Raw genomic sequence first — 14,428 nt, forward strand, 5'->3', positions numbered from 1 at the left:
AAATAGGATCGTCCATGTCCATCTTCTCCCTCCGCACCACCCTTTTTGCCGCCGGTGTCATGTTTGCTGCTGCCGGCGCGCAAGCCCAGCAAGTCCTGCGCGTTTCCGCCATTCCCGATGAAGCCCCGACTGAACTGCAGCGCAAGTTCAAGCCGCTGGGCGAATACCTGGAGAAAAAGCTGGCCATGAAAGTCGAGTTCACCCCGGTGACCGACTACGCCGCTTCGGTGGAAGGCCTGGTGAACGGCAAACTGGACATGGTCTGGTTCGGCGGCTTCACCTTCGTGCAGGCCAACCACAAGAGCCAGGGCAAGGTCGTACCGCTGGTGCAGCGCGTGGAAGATGAGAAGTTCCGTTCCGTCTTCGTCACCACCAACAAGGCGATCAACTCGCTGGCCGACCTGAAAGGCAAAACCCTGAGCTTCGGTTCCGAGTCCTCCACCTCCGGCCACCTGATGCCGCGCTCCTTCCTGCTGGCGTCCAAGATCGATCCGGACACCGACCTGAAACGCGTCTCCTTCTCCGGCGCACACGACGCCACCGTGGCGGCGGTTGCCGGCGGCAAGGTCGATGCCGGCGCACTGAACATCTCGGTGTGGGAAAAGCTGAATGAACAGAAGAAGGTCGATCCGGCCGTGGTGCGCGTGTTCTACACCACCCCGGCCTACTACGACTACAACTGGACCGTGCGCTCCGACATGCCGGAAGCGCTGAAAAAGAAGATCACCGATGCCTTCCTGGCGCTGGATAGCGCCAAGCCGGAAGACAAGGCGATCCTGGACCTGCAGCGCGCGTCGAAGTTCATCCCGACCAAGGCTGCCAACTACACCAATATCGAAGCTGCAGCCAAGAACGCCGGCCTGCTGAAGTAATCAATGTCTTCTGCCTGGTATGAAATGCGGGGCCTCGCGGTCCGCCACATCGGCGGCTCGCGCGGCCTTGCGCTGCAGGATATTTCACTGTCCTTCGAGCCTGGCGAACAGGTGGCGCTGATCGGTCCATCGGGCGCCGGCAAGACCACCCTGCTCTCCACGCTAGCGCTGGCGCACAAGCCGGATAGCGGCACCTTCAGCGCTTTCGGCACCGATCCCTGGCGCCTGACGGACGCCGGCCGCCACGCCGTGCGCGCACGCCTGTTCCTGGCGCCGCAAACCCCGCCTTTGCCGCCGCGCCAGCGCGTGGTGACCGCGGTGCTGGCGGCGCGCCTGCCGCACTGGGGCCTGGGCCAGGCGCTGCTGTCGCTGTTCAAGCCAGCCGACCCGGAAGCGGCCTACCGCGCCCTGTCGCGCTTCAACCTGGGCGACAAGCTGTACGCGCGGGTCGACCGCCTGTCGGGCGGCGAGCGCCAGCGCTGCGGCCTGGCGCGCCTGCTGCTGTCGTCGGCGCAGGCGCTGCTGGTCGACGAGCCGCTGTCGGCGCTCGACCCGGCGCTGTCGCAACTGACCCTGAACACCCTGCAGCAGGAAGCGCGCGAGCGCAACGCCCTGCTGGTATGCAGCCTGCACCAGGTCGACCTGGCGCTGGCCCATTTCCCGCGCATCGTCGCGCTGAAGAATGGCCGCGTCGCCTTCGACCTGCCGCGCGAACAGGTCACGCAAGCCATGGTCGATGAACTCTACCTGGGCGAGCTGCCGCCCGCCAATTCGCCGCAAACGCCGGAAATGGCGGCCAAACTGGCCGTCGGGGCCTGCCTGTAAGCGATGCATAACGTTCCTGCCGTTCCCCTCTCGCCCCATCATCCGGACCCGGCATGGCGCCAGCGCGTGACGATGGTCATCGTCGGCATTGTGCTGCTGTGGCCTTTGGCGGTAGCGACCGAATTCTATCCCTGGGTGCTGTTCGACCTGCAAAGCCTGGCCGCCACCTGGCGTTTCCTGTCCGATTTCCTGCAACCGGCGCATGATGCCGAATTCCTCGCCATGGTGGCGCGCGAGGCGTGGAAGACGGTGGCTATCGCCACCTGCGGCCTGACGCTCGCGCTGCTGGGCGCCATCCCCGCCACGCTGGTCGTCACCGAACGCCTGTCGATTTCGCGCCTCGGCACGGGCCGCATTGCGCTGCTGCCGCGCATGGTGCGGCAAATCGTGCGCTGGCTGCTGGTAGTGCTGCGCAGCGTACCGGAACTGGTGTGGGCGCTGCTGTTCGTGCGCATCTTCAGCCTGGGCCCAACCGCCGGCGTGCTGGCCATTGCGCTGACCTACTGCGGCATGCTGGGCAAGGTCTACGCAGAAATCCTGGAATCGGCCGACCACCATGCCAGCGACGTGCTGCTGCAGAACGGCAGCGGGCGCCTGGCCGCGCTGTTCTACGGCGCGCTGCCGGAGGCGGCATCGGAGCTGGTGTCCTATACCGTGTATCGCTGGGAGTGCGCGATCCGCGGCTCGGTGGTGATGGGCTTTGTCGGCGCGGGCGGCCTGGGCCAGCGCATGGACGAATCGACCAAGATGCTGGCCGGCGGCGAAGTGGCCAGCATGCTGATCGTATTCGTGCTGCTGGTGGCCGCGGCCGACGTGGTGTCCAAGTATTTGCGCCGGAGGCTGGGATGAGCCATATGCCTGCCCCGCCGCCGCGCAGCTGGTCCGGCTGGCTATTCAGCGCCGCACTGCTGGTTTTGGTGGTCGCCAGCTTTGCCACGCTGTCGCTCAAACTGGGCGAACTGTTTACGCTGGAAGCCATGCACAGCATGGGCAACTTCCTGGCCGGCTTTACGCCTCCGGAAATGGCCGGCGGCTTCCTGCGCAAGACCGCCATCGCCACCATCGAGACGCTGGCCATGTCGGCGCTCGGCACCCTGCTTGCCGTGGCGGGCGGCCTGCTACTGGCGATCCCCGGCGCGGGACGCTTCGGCCGTGCGCCGCGCGCCGCCGTGCGCGGCGTACTGAACGTGCTGCGTTCGATCCCGGAGCTGGTGTGGGCCTCGATCCTGCTGGTGGCCGCAGGCCTGGGCCCGTTCGCCGGCACCATGGCGCTGGCCGCGCATACGGCCGGCGTGCTGGGCCGACTGTTTGCCGATGCGCTGGAAAACGCGCCGCCGCTGCCGGAACAAAGCCTGCGCCTGAATGGCGCCACGCCCATGGCGGCCTTCTTCTACGCCACGCTGCCGCAAACCTTGCCGCAAATGCTGTCCTATACGCTGTACCGCTGGGAGAACAATATCCGCGCGGCAGCGGTGCTGGGCGTGGTGGGCGCCGGCGGTTTGGGGCAGATGCTCAAGTTCCACCTGTCCCTGTTCCAGATGGAGCGCGCGGCAACGGTGATCCTGGCCGTGCTGCTGCTGGTCGCCGTGGTCGATGCCCTGAGCTTCGCACTGCGCCGTGCACTGACGCGCTAAGCCATGCTTGAGTTACGGAACCTGACGAAGAGTTACTCCAATGAGCGCCGCGTCCTCGACCGGCTGAGCTGGACCTTTGCGCCCGGAGAATTTGTCGCCATCATGGGGGACTCCGGCGTCGGCAAATCTACATTACTGAATTTAATTGCCGGCCTCGACCAGCCCGATCCCAGCGCCGCGCCGGCCATCATCGTCGATGGCACGCCGCTGGCGTCGCTGGATGATGACGCCGCGACCCGACTGCGCCGCGCACGCATGGGTTTCATCTTCCAGGCCTTCCATGTGCTGCCGCATCTCACGCTGCAGCAAAACGTCGCCCTGCCCCTGCTGCTGAACGGCTTGCCGCCAGGCCGCGAGAACGCCATGCTGGAAGCGGTAGGCCTGGGCGGGCGCGGCCACGACTATCCCCATCAACTCTCCGGCGGTGAGATGCAACGGGTTGCAATAGCCCGTGCCTTGGTGCACCGCCCGGCCCTTGTGCTGGCGGACGAACCGACTGGCAACCTCGATCCCGACACCGCAAATTCCATCCTGCAACTGTTGCACCATGAACTTAAATCGAGCGGCGCAACCGCCATCATGGTGACGCATTCGCCCGCCGCTGCGGCGAAAGCGGACAAAGTGCTGCGCCTCACCAAAAATGGCCTTCAAGATACAACACTCGTCAACCCTGCCGCGCAATAAAACCCATTATTTTTCTCACAAATTCTTGGAATTTTTTGTAACCGGAGTATTATTTAATTAACTTGCTTGGTTACTAATACGTACCTTACAAGCCTGCTTTTTCTATCCACGTAGTGAACAACGTCAGGGAGGAGCAAAATGAGCGTCAGGCAGAAAAAACTGGAATTAATCGAAGCAATGAACAGGGCACGCGCCCTGGAGCCGTCCAGCTTCGTACCTAACAAGCTGCTCGACACGCTAATCGAGAAGATGCACCTGAAGAACGACGCGGAACTTTGCCGGGTGCTGGAAGTGCAACCACCTATCATCAGCAAAATCCGTCACCGCAAGCTGGCAGTCGGGGCCACCATCCTGCTGCGCATGCATGAAAAGTCTGAGCTCTCTATCCGTGAGCTGAAAGAGCTGTCGAATGCCTCAGTACACTGAGTAAAAATGCCTGGCGCCGGCATTGCATTCACCGGCGCCATTTCCGCTTCAAGGTCGCCCCAAACAACGCCGGCCTGCCAAACACCTCCCCGCTGTACCCTTGCCCCGCTCCCCTGACTGTACTGCCCACCATAGCGCGCCACGTCTATGCTTACATGCATGGATACCCAACTTATCGACGCCCGCGGCCGCCCGCTCAGGGACTTGCGCCTGTCCATCATCGACCAGTGCAATTTCCGCTGTCCGTACTGCATGCCGAAGGAGGACTTCGGGCCGGACTACCCTTTCCTGCCGGCTGCGCAACGATTGTCGCTGGACGAACTGATACGGGTCGCGCACAGCTTTGTGCGGCTCGGGGTGGACAAGATCCGCCTGACCGGCGGCGAGCCGTTGCTGCGCAAAGACCTGCCGCAGCTGGTCGAGCGCCTGGCCGCGCTGCGCACACCCGATGGGCGCGCGCTGGACCTGGCGCTGACCACCAATGGCGCCTTGCTGGTCGGGCGCGCGCAAACGCTGAAGGACGCTGGCTTGAGCCGGGTTACCGTCAGCCTCGATGCCCTGGACGATGCGCTGGGCGGCCGCATGAACGGCGTCGGCTTCCCGCTGGCGCGCATACTGGAGGGGATCGCAGCGGCGCAGCGCGCCGGCCTGGCGCCGCTCAAGGTCAATACCGTGATCGAGCGCGGGATCAACGAAAGCCAGATCCTGCCGCTGGTCGAGCATTTCCGCCACACCGGCGTGGAACTGCGCTTCATCGAATACATGGACGTCGGCGGCGCGCAGCACTGGGACGCGGCCAAGGTGCTGGATGCGAACGCCATGCGCGCCATCGTGCAGCAGCGCTATCCCCTGCTGCCCGACGGCGATGCGCGCGGACACGCCACCGCCAGCCGCTGGCGCCATGCGGATGGCGCAGGCGTGATCGGTTTCGTCGCCAGCGTGTCGCAGCCGTTTTGCGGCGACTGCACGCGGGCCCGTGTGGCTGCGGACGGCAAGCTGTACACCTGCCTGTTTGCGCAGGATGGCGCCGACCTGCGCCCACTGCTGGGCGCCGGACAGGAGGCGGCGCTGGCGGCCCGTATCCGTAGCGTATGGCAGGCGCGCGGCGACCGCTATTCGGAGCAGCGCAGCCCCGCGCAGCGCAGGCACCGCGTGGTGCGGATGTCACTGGTGGGCGGCTAGACGGCCCAGCATGCGCAGGGCGTCTTCAATTTCCTTCGACCAGGGATAGCTGAAGTTGAGGCGGATGCAGTTGGTATAGCTGCCGCGCGCCGAGAACATATGGCCCGGGCCGACCGTAATCTTGCGCTCCAGTGCCAGGGCATACAGTTTCATCGCATCCACGCCCTCGGGCAATTCAACCCACAGCACATAGCCGCCCTGCGGCTCCGACACCCGCGTGCCGGCCGGGAAAAAGCGCAGCACGGCCGCCGCCATCATGCGCGCGCGCTCGGCGTAGCCCTTGCGCACCTTGCGCAAATGGCGGTCGTAGCCGTCGTTTTGCAGATAGTCGGCAATCGCCAGTTGCGGCAGCGAGGCGGTGGTCAGGGTGTTGAGGAACTTGAGCTTCTCCACCTGCGCCGTGTAGCGCCCCGGCAGCGCCCAGCCGATGCGGTAGTTGGCGGTCAGGCTCTTGGAGAAGGATGAGCAGTACAGCACCAGGCCCTTGTGGTCGAAGCTTTTGAGCGCTGTCGGATGGGTGTCGCCGTAATACAGCTCGCTATACACATCGTTCTCGATGGCCGGGATGTCATGTTCGGCCAGCAGTTGCACCAGTTCGCGCTTGCGTTCATCAGGCATCTGGAAGCCGAGCGGGTTCTGGAAGTTCGGCATGACCATGCAGGCCGTCACTTTCTGCTGCGCCAGGATGCTGCGCAGCCCTTCAATGCTGATGCCGGTGCGCGGGTCGGTCGGCACTTCCAGCGCCCGCATGCCCATGCGTTCAATCGCGTGCAGCATGGCGTAAAAGGTCGGCGATTCGACCGCGATCGTGTCGCCCGGCCGAGCCACTGCCTGCAGGCATAGGTTGATCGCCTCGGTGGCGCCGACGGTGACGATGATCTCGGAAGGATCAACCGCCAGGCCGTTCTCCATATGGCGCCGCGCGATCTGGCGTATCAGCTGCGGATTCCCCGGCGGCAGATCGTCGATCACGCTCCAGTGCTGGCTGCGGCGTGCGATGGCGTTGGCGTACTGGCTGATGCGCGGCCACGGGAACGGTGCGGGATCGGGATACGGCGAGCCAAGCGGCACCGCACCTTCGCTGCGGATGGTGCGCAGGGTAGACAGCACCAGACGGCTCACGTCGACCTCGGAGGACAGCACCAGCGGCGGCACTGCCGGCGCGCCCGGCGTGCGGGCCTTGGCGCGCGGACGGGCGCGCACGAAATGCCCTGATTGCGGGCGGCTCTCAATCACGCCTTTGCTCTCCAGCAGGGAGTAGGCGCGCAGCACGGTGCTGACGCTCAGGCCGCGCCGCTGGCTGGTTTGCCGCACCGAGGGCAGCTTCTCTCCTTCCAGCAGCACACCGCGCGCCACCTGCGATTCGATATCGGCAGCCAGGGTCTCGTACAGGTTCATGGGAACCAGTATAGCGCAGCACTGTACTGCTTCGCGACGGTCAATTCTGTGCACGCCCGGGGCAAGGCGCCGGAGCGACACTGGCGCCATCCCTCGAAAGGAGTCTGACAACATGGCAAAAACCGAAAAAGACGGCCATATCGCGCCCTACCCCAATCCTGCCGGCGGCTGGGGCGCGCTCAAATATGTGGCCCTCAACCTGTACCGCGAGCGCGTCAGCGCCGGCAAGCTTGGCACCCTGCTGGCGCAGAACCAGCAGGACGGCTTCGACTGCCCGGGCTGCGCCTGGCCGGACCGCAAGCACACGTCCACCTTCGAGTTCTGCGAGAACGGCGTCAAGGCCGTGGCGGCGGAAGCCACCAGCAAGCGCGTGACGCCCGAGTTCTTCGGCGCCCATACCGTCACCGAGCTGCTCGGACAGACCGACTACGAGCTGGAACAGCACGGCCGCCTCACCCATCCGATGCGCTACGACGCTGCCAGCGACAAGTACCTGCCGGTTGGCTGGGACGAGGCCTACGCCCTGGTGGCGCGCCACCTGCACGCCCTGCCCGACCCGGACCAGGCGGCCTTCTATACTTCCGGGCGCGCCAGCAACGAAGCGGCCTTCCTCTACCAGCTGTTCGCGCGCATGTACGGCACCAACAATTTCCCGGATTGCTCGAACATGTGCCACGAAGCGACCAGCCGCGGCCTGCCGCACACCGTCGGCATCGGCAAGGGCACGGTCACGCTGGACGACTTCGAACTGGCCGACACCATCCTGGTATTCGGCCAGAATCCGGCCACCAACCATCCGCGCATGATGGGCGAGCTGCGCCACGCCGCCAAGCGCGGCGCCGCTATCGTCTCCATCAACCCGCTCAAGGAGCGCGGCCTGCAGCGCTTCCAGGACCCGCAAAGCCCGCTTGAAATGGCGACCAACAGCGCCACGCGCATCGGCTCCATGTTCCTGCAGCCGCGCCTGGGCGGCGATTTCGCCCTGATCAAGGCGCTGGCCAAACGCCTGTTGGAGCTGGATGACGAAGCGCTGGCAGCGGGCCGTCCGCGCCTGCTCGATACCGGCTTCATCGCCGCCCACACGGTCGGTTTCCACGATTTCGCGCGCGACCTGCGCGACGAAAGCTGGGCCGTGCTGCTGGAGGAGTCCGGCCTCGACCGCGATGCAATCGAACGCCTGGCGCGCCTGTTTGCCGGCAGCGAGCGCGTGATCGCCTGCTGGGGCATGGGGCTGGCACAGCACAAGCACTCGGTGCCAACCATCCAGATGCTGTCCAACCTGATGATGATGCGCGGCCAGATCGGCCGCCCCGGCGCCGGTCTGTGCCCGGTGCGCGGCCACTCCAACGTGCAGGGCGACCGCACGGTGGGTATCGAGGAGCAGCCCAGCGCCGCCTTCCTGGACCGCCTGCAGCAGGTGTTCGGCTTCGAACCGCCGCGCCACCACGGCTACGATGTGGTGGCCACCATCCAGGCCATGCTCAACGGCCGCGTCAAGGTGTTTATCGGCCTGGGCGGGAATTTCGCCATGGCCACGCCAGATACGCCGCGCACCTGGGACGGTCTGCGCCAGTGCGAACTGACCGTGCACGTGGCCACCAAGCTGAATCGCAGCCACCTGATCCATGGACGCGATGCCCTGATCCTGCCGACACTGGGCCGCACCGAAATCGATCTGCAACATGGCGTGGCGCAGGGCGTCACCGTCGAAGACTCGATGAGCATGGTGCACATCTCCTACGGCATCAACCAGCCGGCGTCGCCCCAGCTGCGTTCGGAAATCGCCATTGTGGCCGGCATGGCGCACTCCACACTGGGCAGCACGCGTTACGACTGGCTCGGACGCGCCGCCGACTATGCCGCCATCCGCGATGATATCGAAAAGGTGTTCGACGACTTCCACGACTACAACGCGCGGGTGGCGGTGCCCGGCGGCTTCCACCTGAAGGTGGCGTCGCGCGAGCGCGAATGGGTCACGCCCAGCGCCAAGGCGCAGTTCATCGTGCACGCGGTGGACCGCGACACCCCGATCCACCGTGCCCGCGCCGTCCACGGCAAGCGCCTGCTGACCATGATGACCACGCGCTCGCACGACCAGTACAACACCACCATCTACGGCCTGGACGACCGCTACCGCGGCGTGTTCGGCCTGCGCCGCGTGGTGTTCGCGAATGAGCAGGACCTGGCCATGCTGGGCCTGCAGGCCGGCCAGCGCGTCGACATCACCAGTGTCTGGGATGACGGCGTCGAGCGCCGTGCCGACGACTTCCTGCTGGTGGCCTACGACATTCCGCGTGGTTGCGTGGGAGCCTACTATCCCGAGACCAATCCGCTGGTGCCGCTATCGAGCGTGGCCGATGGCGCCGGTACGCCGACTTCCAAATCCATCCCGGTGCTGCTGCACCCCGCCAAGGGAGAACTCCATGCATGAAGCGACGTTGCTGCTGTCGCGCGCCCAGTTCGCGCTGACGGCGATGTTCCATATCCTGTGGCCGATCCTGACCATCAGCCTGTCGGCCTTCATCCTGCTGATGGAAGCCCTGTGGCTGCGGCGCGGCGAAGTGGTGTACTACCACCACGTGCGCTACTGGAGCAAACTGCTGGTGCTGAATTTCGCCGTCGGCGTGGTCAGCGGCCTGCCGATGGAATTCCAGTTCGGCACCAACTGGGCACCGTTCTCGCGCTTCACCGGCGCCTTTATCGGCAACATCCTCGGCTTCGAAGGCGCCATGGCCTTCATGCTGGAAGCCGGCTTTATCGGCGTCATGCTGTGGGGCTGGGGCAAGGTCCCGCGCAAGATGCACCTGTTCGCCACCGCCATGGTGGCGCTGGGTTCCACCATCTCCTCGTTCTGGATCATGGTGGCCAACTCCTGGATGCAGACGCCGGCCGGCATCGTGGTCGAAAATGGCCGCGCCGTCGTAGTGGATTATCTCGCTGCGATCTTCAACCCCTCCATGCTGCACAGCGTTTCCCATATGTGGCTGGCCGCCATGGAGACCGGCCTGTGCGTGGTGGCCGGCATCTCGGCCTGGCACCTGTACCAGCGCCGCCAGCCCGAATTCTTCGCACGCTCGTTCCGCATTGCGCTCGGCGCGCTGCTGGTGGTGGCGCCGCTGCAAGTACTGGTGGGCGACGCCAGCGGCGCCGCGCTGTTCGCACACCAGCCGGCCAAGGGCGCGGCGATCGAAGGCCACTGGGAAACCAATGCCGCCGGCAGCGGCGCCCCATGGTCTTTGCTGGCATGGCCCAACGCCGGTGCGCAACGCAACGACTGGTCGATCGAGGTGCCAGCCCTGCTAAGCGTACTGGCAATCCACAACACGGATGGCACTGTGACCGGCCTGCGCGACATCCCGCGCGACGAACAGCCGCCGGCCATCCCGCTGCTGTATTACGCCTTCCGCGTCATGGCCGGCATCGGCGTGCTGCTGGCGGCGCTGGGTATCTGGAGCGTCTGGTCGCTGCGCGGTGCCGGCGGCCGGCTGGAAGCACTGCTGGCGCGCCGCAAACTGCTGCTGGCGTGGACGCTGTGCATCCCGCTGCCCTACTTCGCCGTGGAATGCGGCTGGATCGTGCGCGAAGTGGGCCGCCAGCCATGGTCGGTGTATGGCTTGCTGCGCACCAGTGAAGCCGCATCGTCGGTATCGGCCGGCGCAGTCTGGTCCAGCACGGCCATGTTCCTGGTGTTTTACGCCGTGCTGCTGACGGCATTCGCAATCTTCGTTCGCAAATGGCTGCAGGCCGGCCCCGACCTGGCGCAGCAGCCTCCCAAGGAGTTTGAACATGCATGACATCCTGACCACCGCCTGGTTCGGCCTGATAGGCCTGATGCTGGCCATTTACGTAGTGACCGACGGCTTTGACCTGGGCGTCGGCATCCTCAGCCTGCTGACACGCCAAGAATCGGAGCGCGACCAGATCTTTGCTTCCATCGGCCACGTCTGGGATGCCAACGAGACCTGGCTGGTGGTGCTGGGCGGCGCCATGTTCGGCGCCTTCCCGCTGGCCTACGCCATGCTGATGGAGCAGCTTTATGTGCCGATCATGGCGCTGGTGGCTTGCCTGATCATGCGCGGCGCCGCCATCGAATTCCGCCATGCGGCACGCCGCAAGCGCGGCTGGGACATCGTGTTCGGCATCGGTAGCCTGGGATGTGCCGCCTGCCAGGGCATCGTGCTGGGCAAGGTGATTACCGGCCTGGCGCCTGGCGCGCTGGCGACCGGCTTCACCCTGCTATGCGCGGTGGGAGTGGTAGCGGGTTATGCCCTGCTGGGCGCGACTTACCTGGTGAAGAAGGCGCACGGCAAGCTGGTGGCCGCCGCGCGGCGCCATGCCGTCACCGCGCTGGTGGCGACGGTGGCCGCAGCTTTCGTGCTGACCGCCGGCACCCTGTTCTCCAGCGAGATCGGGCATGGCCGCTGGATGCAGCCGGGCGTGCTGGCTTTACTGGCGCCGCTGGCCCTGTTGGCGGCACTGGCTGCGGCGTATGTGTTGTATGCACTCCACATCGGCGCCAGCCACGGTCCATTCCGGGGCGCGATCGGCCTGTTCCTGGCCTCCTTCGCGGGATTGGCGGTCAGCCTGTTCCCCAACGTGGTGCCGGGCCGCCTGACGCTGGCCCAGGCGGCGTCGGACAGCGCCACCATGGCCTTCATGCTGTGCGGGATCGCCCTGATCTTCCCCATCATGGTGGGCTACAATCTGTACCAATACTATGTGTTCCGCGGCCGTGTAGGCCTGCATTGAGCCATGATCATACGTTCGCGCGATAACTGGTTTCGCATGCTGCTCGCATGGCATGGGTCGGTGCTGCCGTCCATCCTGCCGCAACTCGGGCTGATGCTGGCGGTCAGCATGGTGGCCTTGCTCGGTCATGGCCAATTGTTCGGCGAACGGGTGCCGCTTGATACCGCACCTTTTTCCCTGCTGGGCGTCAGCCTGGCGATCTTCCTGGCCTTCCGCAATAACGCCAGCTACCAGCGCTACCTGGAGGCGCGCCAGCTGTGGGGCCGCGTACTGGTGGCCGCGCGCGCCCTGGTGTCGCAGACGCAGGCCTACCTGCCGGCCGCGCGCTTCGACCACCGCCTGTGCGCGCACCAGGTGATTGTCTTCACCCACCTGCTACGCCACCACCTGCGCGGCAGCGATGCCCGCGCCGATATCGAACGCCTGCTCGGTGCCGAAACGGCAGAGCGCCTGCTGCCGCTGGCCTACCGGCCCATCACGATACTGTCTGAAATTCGCGCCGCGCTGCAAGCGGCGGATGCTGCGCAGCCGGCGCCGGGCCAACTGCTGTGGATGATGGACGCCCAGGTCAATGCGTTGGGCGAGGCGGTCGGCGGCTGCGAGCGTATTGCCAGCACGCCTGTGCCCTACCCTTACGCGGTGCTGCTGCACCGGACCATCTACCTGTACTGCTTCCTGCTGCCATTCGGGCTGGTGCATGCCATTGGCACAGCAACGCCGCTGATGGCGGTATTTGTCGCCTACACGCTGTTTGCGCTGGAAGCAATTGCGCAGGAAATCGGCGATCCCTTTGGCGATGCGCCGAACGCCCTGGCGCTGGAGGCGATCTGCCGTTCGATCGAGCGCTCGGTGCTGGAAATGATCGGCGAACAGCTGCCGCCGGAACTGGCGGCGGGCAAGGATTTCCGCGTCAACTGATTTTCAAGCTGTATATTCGACGAAGCCGTCGGCGCGGCAGAAACTGGCCAGTTTCAGGCCGGCTTTGCGCGCGATGTCGATCGCCAGCGAGGTGGGAGCGGAGATGGTGGCCAGCAGCGGCACCTGCACACGGGCGGCCTTGCGCGCCAGCTCGTAGCTGGCCCGGCTGGAGAGGAAGATGAAACCTTGCCGCAGGTCGGTGCCCTGCATGGCGAGCTGGCCTACCAGCTTGTCCATGCCATTGTGGCGGCCAACGTCTTCAAACACGCATTGCACCGCGCCGTCCGGGCTGCACCATGCCGCGGCATGCACGCCGCCGGTTTCACGCATCAGGGCCTGGTGCTGGCCCAGCTCGCGTGCCGCGCGTGCGATCGCCGGCGCAATCAATCCCGATGTGGCGGCGTGGCAGGCTGGCGTGGCCATCGGCTCGGGATCGAGATCCAGCAACGCCAGGCTTTCGATGCCGCACACGCCGCAGCCGGTGCGGCCGGCAAGCGAGCGGCGGCGCTCCTTGAGCTGCATGAAGGCGCCTTGTGCGATGGTCAACTGGACTTCGGCCGCCGCCGGCAACTGGTGGACTTCGATATCGTAGATTTCGGCGCGGGAGCGCACAATCCCTTCGGTCAGCGCAAAGCCGACCGCCAGTTGCTCCAGGTCGCGCGGCGTGGCCATCATGACGGCATGGGAAATGCCGTTGAACACGAGCGCGATGGGTACTTCCTCCGCCACGTTGTCGGTGGCATTGGTGCTGGCAGCGCCGCGATGACGGACAATGCTGCGCTGCTGGTAGCCGGTGCGCTCCTCTGTGGTTTCCATGGTTCACCTCACTTTCCCCCATATGGTAGGAAAGGAGGTGCGGCGCGCGCGTGCACAGTCTGGCACGCGGCGCGGGGGTACAGTCAGGCTTCCACGCCGTAGTGGCGGGCGTAGCGATTATCCAGGTTCGACAGCGGCATCATCACGAACAGGTCGGCGCTTTCGAAATCAGGATCCCAGGCCGGGGCACCGCAGATCCAGGCACCCGAACGCAGGTAGCCTTTCAGCAGGGCCGGCACTTGCGCGGCGCGCGCAGCCTCCACCTTCTCCACCGGGAACGGCAGGTGTGGCGTGACGCGGTATTCCATCGGGGCCAGATGCTTGTGGCGCAGCTGCTCGTACACGGCGACGGCATTGTGGCCGCCGTCGGCCAGGCTGATGCTGGCGCAGCCGATCAGGTATTCGCACTGGTGGCGGCGCATGTATTCGGCCAGGCCGGACCACAGCAGCATGATCACGCTGCCGCCGCGATAGTCGGGGTGGATGCAGGCGCGGCCCGCTTCCACCATGCGGCTGCGCAGGTGCTTCAGGCGGCCCAGGTCGAATTCGTTTTCCGAGTAGTGGCGGCCCAGCTTGCGGGCGCCGGCGGGGTTCAGCAGGCGATAGGTGCCGACTACTTTCAGCGTGGCGGTGTCGCGCACGATCAGGTGGTCGCAAGTGGCGTCGAATTCGTCGCTGTCCAGGCCATCCGGCGTGGCCAGGGCGGTCAGGCCCTGGTTTTCGATGAAGACTTTATAGCGCAGGCGCTGGACCTCGCGCACCTCTTCCGGGGTGGCTGCCATGCTCAGGGCCAGTCGCGGGCTGGCGGCCCGCTGTTCGGCGGTAGCAATCGTGGTTTGCATGCTTCGTCCTTTCTTGTAGTGACGAAGCCAGTTTGACCCTCTATTGCTTCATGAACATGACAGCTTTATTTCCGCTGCGTTA

The 14,428-nt window shown here is 65.5% G+C and carries 14 protein-coding genes; 11 read left to right on the forward strand and 3 right to left on the reverse strand.

The annotated features are described in order from the left end of the window. The first annotated feature begins 14 nt into the window (after positions 1–14). From AAHE99_RS22695 to moaA, 7 genes are all read left to right on the forward strand, one after another. Entirely contained in the window at positions 15–872 is an 858-nt protein-coding gene (locus tag AAHE99_RS22695) for a putative selenate ABC transporter substrate-binding protein (protein WP_342119658.1), read from the forward strand. 3 nt (positions 873–875) lie between these two features. Then, positions 876–1,697: a phosphonate ABC transporter ATP-binding protein gene (locus AAHE99_RS22700; protein WP_342119659.1), complete on the forward strand. Its 822-nt coding sequence runs from the start codon at positions 876–878 to the stop codon at positions 1,695–1,697. A gap of 3 nt (positions 1,698–1,700) precedes the next feature. After that, entirely contained in the window at positions 1,701–2,546 is an 846-nt protein-coding gene (locus AAHE99_RS22705) for a PhnE/PtxC family ABC transporter permease (protein WP_342119660.1), read from the forward strand. After that, positions 2,543–3,331, forward strand: a complete 789-nt coding sequence (gene phnE / locus AAHE99_RS22710) for a phosphonate ABC transporter, permease protein PhnE (RefSeq protein WP_342119662.1) — start codon at positions 2,543–2,545, stop codon at positions 3,329–3,331. The genes AAHE99_RS22705 and phnE overlap by 4 nt, the downstream gene beginning before the upstream one ends. 3 nt (positions 3,332–3,334) lie before the next feature. After that, positions 3,335–4,015, forward strand: a complete 681-nt coding sequence (locus AAHE99_RS22715; RefSeq protein ID WP_342119663.1) for an ABC transporter ATP-binding protein — start codon at positions 3,335–3,337, stop codon at positions 4,013–4,015. Between the two features lie 138 nt (positions 4,016–4,153). Then, a complete protein-coding gene (locus AAHE99_RS22720; protein WP_055934583.1) occupies positions 4,154–4,441 on the forward strand; it encodes a hypothetical protein in 288 nt (95 codons plus the stop codon). Between the two features lie 159 nt (positions 4,442–4,600). Further along, positions 4,601–5,623 (forward strand): GTP 3',8-cyclase MoaA, encoded by a 1,023-nt coding sequence (moaA, locus tag AAHE99_RS22725; protein ID WP_342119664.1) that lies wholly within the window; start codon positions 4,601–4,603, stop codon positions 5,621–5,623. Here moaA and AAHE99_RS22730 read toward each other — a convergent pair. Then, entirely contained in the window at positions 5,606–7,021 is a 1,416-nt protein-coding gene (locus tag AAHE99_RS22730) for an aminotransferase-like domain-containing protein (RefSeq protein WP_342119665.1), read from the reverse strand. The two genes, moaA and AAHE99_RS22730, sit on opposite strands and share 18 nt — an antisense overlap. Before the next feature lie 112 nt (positions 7,022–7,133). Between AAHE99_RS22730 and AAHE99_RS22735 the strand changes: the two genes are divergently transcribed. The 4 genes from AAHE99_RS22735 to AAHE99_RS22750 are packed head-to-tail and all read left to right on the forward strand — an operon-like array spanning position 7,134 to position 12,688. Continuing rightward, positions 7,134–9,452 (forward strand): FdhF/YdeP family oxidoreductase, encoded by a 2,319-nt coding sequence (locus AAHE99_RS22735; protein WP_342119666.1) that lies wholly within the window; start codon positions 7,134–7,136, stop codon positions 9,450–9,452. Further along, positions 9,445–10,815 (forward strand): cytochrome ubiquinol oxidase subunit I, encoded by a 1,371-nt coding sequence (locus tag AAHE99_RS22740; protein WP_342119667.1) that lies wholly within the window; start codon positions 9,445–9,447, stop codon positions 10,813–10,815. The genes AAHE99_RS22735 and AAHE99_RS22740 overlap by 8 nt, the downstream gene beginning before the upstream one ends. After that, positions 10,808–11,770: a cytochrome d ubiquinol oxidase subunit II gene (locus tag AAHE99_RS22745; protein ID WP_342119668.1), complete on the forward strand. Its 963-nt coding sequence runs from the start codon at positions 10,808–10,810 to the stop codon at positions 11,768–11,770. The genes AAHE99_RS22740 and AAHE99_RS22745 overlap by 8 nt, the downstream gene beginning before the upstream one ends. A gap of 3 nt (positions 11,771–11,773) precedes the next feature. Further along, the gene (locus AAHE99_RS22750; RefSeq protein ID WP_342119670.1) at positions 11,774–12,688 is read left to right on the forward strand and encodes a bestrophin family protein; all 915 of its coding nucleotides are present in this window, start codon (positions 11,774–11,776) and stop codon (positions 12,686–12,688) included. 3 nt (positions 12,689–12,691) lie between these two features. Here AAHE99_RS22750 and fdhD read toward each other — a convergent pair whose 3' ends face one another. Both fdhD and AAHE99_RS22760 read right to left on the reverse strand, forming a co-directional pair. Beyond that, positions 12,692–13,504, reverse strand: a complete 813-nt coding sequence (gene fdhD / locus AAHE99_RS22755) for a formate dehydrogenase accessory sulfurtransferase FdhD (RefSeq protein WP_342119671.1) — start codon at positions 13,502–13,504, stop codon at positions 12,692–12,694. Between the two features lie 83 nt (positions 13,505–13,587). Then, positions 13,588–14,346: a GNAT family N-acetyltransferase gene (locus AAHE99_RS22760; protein ID WP_342119672.1), complete on the reverse strand. Its 759-nt coding sequence runs from the start codon at positions 14,344–14,346 to the stop codon at positions 13,588–13,590. Positions 14,347–14,428: the final 82 nt, after the last annotated feature.

This window comes from Pseudoduganella sp. OTU4001 (assembly GCF_038440195.1).
Taxonomy (GTDB): domain Bacteria; phylum Pseudomonadota; class Gammaproteobacteria; order Burkholderiales; family Burkholderiaceae_D; genus Rugamonas.

Coding starts and splice junctions, on each gene's coding strand:
- AAHE99_RS22715 (WP_342119663.1), top strand. CDS start 3,335: ATGCTTGAGTTACGGAACCTGACGAAGAGTTACTCCAATGAGCGCCGC.
- fdhD (WP_342119671.1), bottom strand. CDS start 13,504: ATGGAAACCACAGAGGAGCGCACCGGCTACCAGCAGCGCAGCATTGTC.
- AAHE99_RS22735 (WP_342119666.1), top strand. CDS start 7,134: ATGGCAAAAACCGAAAAAGACGGCCATATCGCGCCCTACCCCAATCCT.
- AAHE99_RS22745 (WP_342119668.1), top strand. CDS start 10,808: ATGCATGACATCCTGACCACCGCCTGGTTCGGCCTGATAGGCCTGATG.
- AAHE99_RS22695 (WP_342119658.1), top strand. CDS start 15: ATGTCCATCTTCTCCCTCCGCACCACCCTTTTTGCCGCCGGTGTCATG.
- AAHE99_RS22700 (WP_342119659.1), top strand. CDS start 876: ATGTCTTCTGCCTGGTATGAAATGCGGGGCCTCGCGGTCCGCCACATC.
- AAHE99_RS22750 (WP_342119670.1), top strand. CDS start 11,774: ATGATCATACGTTCGCGCGATAACTGGTTTCGCATGCTGCTCGCATGG.
- AAHE99_RS22740 (WP_342119667.1), top strand. CDS start 9,445: ATGCATGAAGCGACGTTGCTGCTGTCGCGCGCCCAGTTCGCGCTGACG.
- AAHE99_RS22720 (WP_055934583.1), top strand. CDS start 4,154: ATGAGCGTCAGGCAGAAAAAACTGGAATTAATCGAAGCAATGAACAGG.
- AAHE99_RS22730 (WP_342119665.1), bottom strand. CDS start 7,021: ATGAACCTGTACGAGACCCTGGCTGCCGATATCGAATCGCAGGTGGCG.
- phnE (WP_342119662.1), top strand. CDS start 2,543: ATGAGCCATATGCCTGCCCCGCCGCCGCGCAGCTGGTCCGGCTGGCTA.
- moaA (WP_342119664.1), top strand. CDS start 4,601: ATGGATACCCAACTTATCGACGCCCGCGGCCGCCCGCTCAGGGACTTG.
- AAHE99_RS22705 (WP_342119660.1), top strand. CDS start 1,701: ATGCATAACGTTCCTGCCGTTCCCCTCTCGCCCCATCATCCGGACCCG.
- AAHE99_RS22760 (WP_342119672.1), bottom strand. CDS start 14,346: ATGCAAACCACGATTGCTACCGCCGAACAGCGGGCCGCCAGCCCGCGA.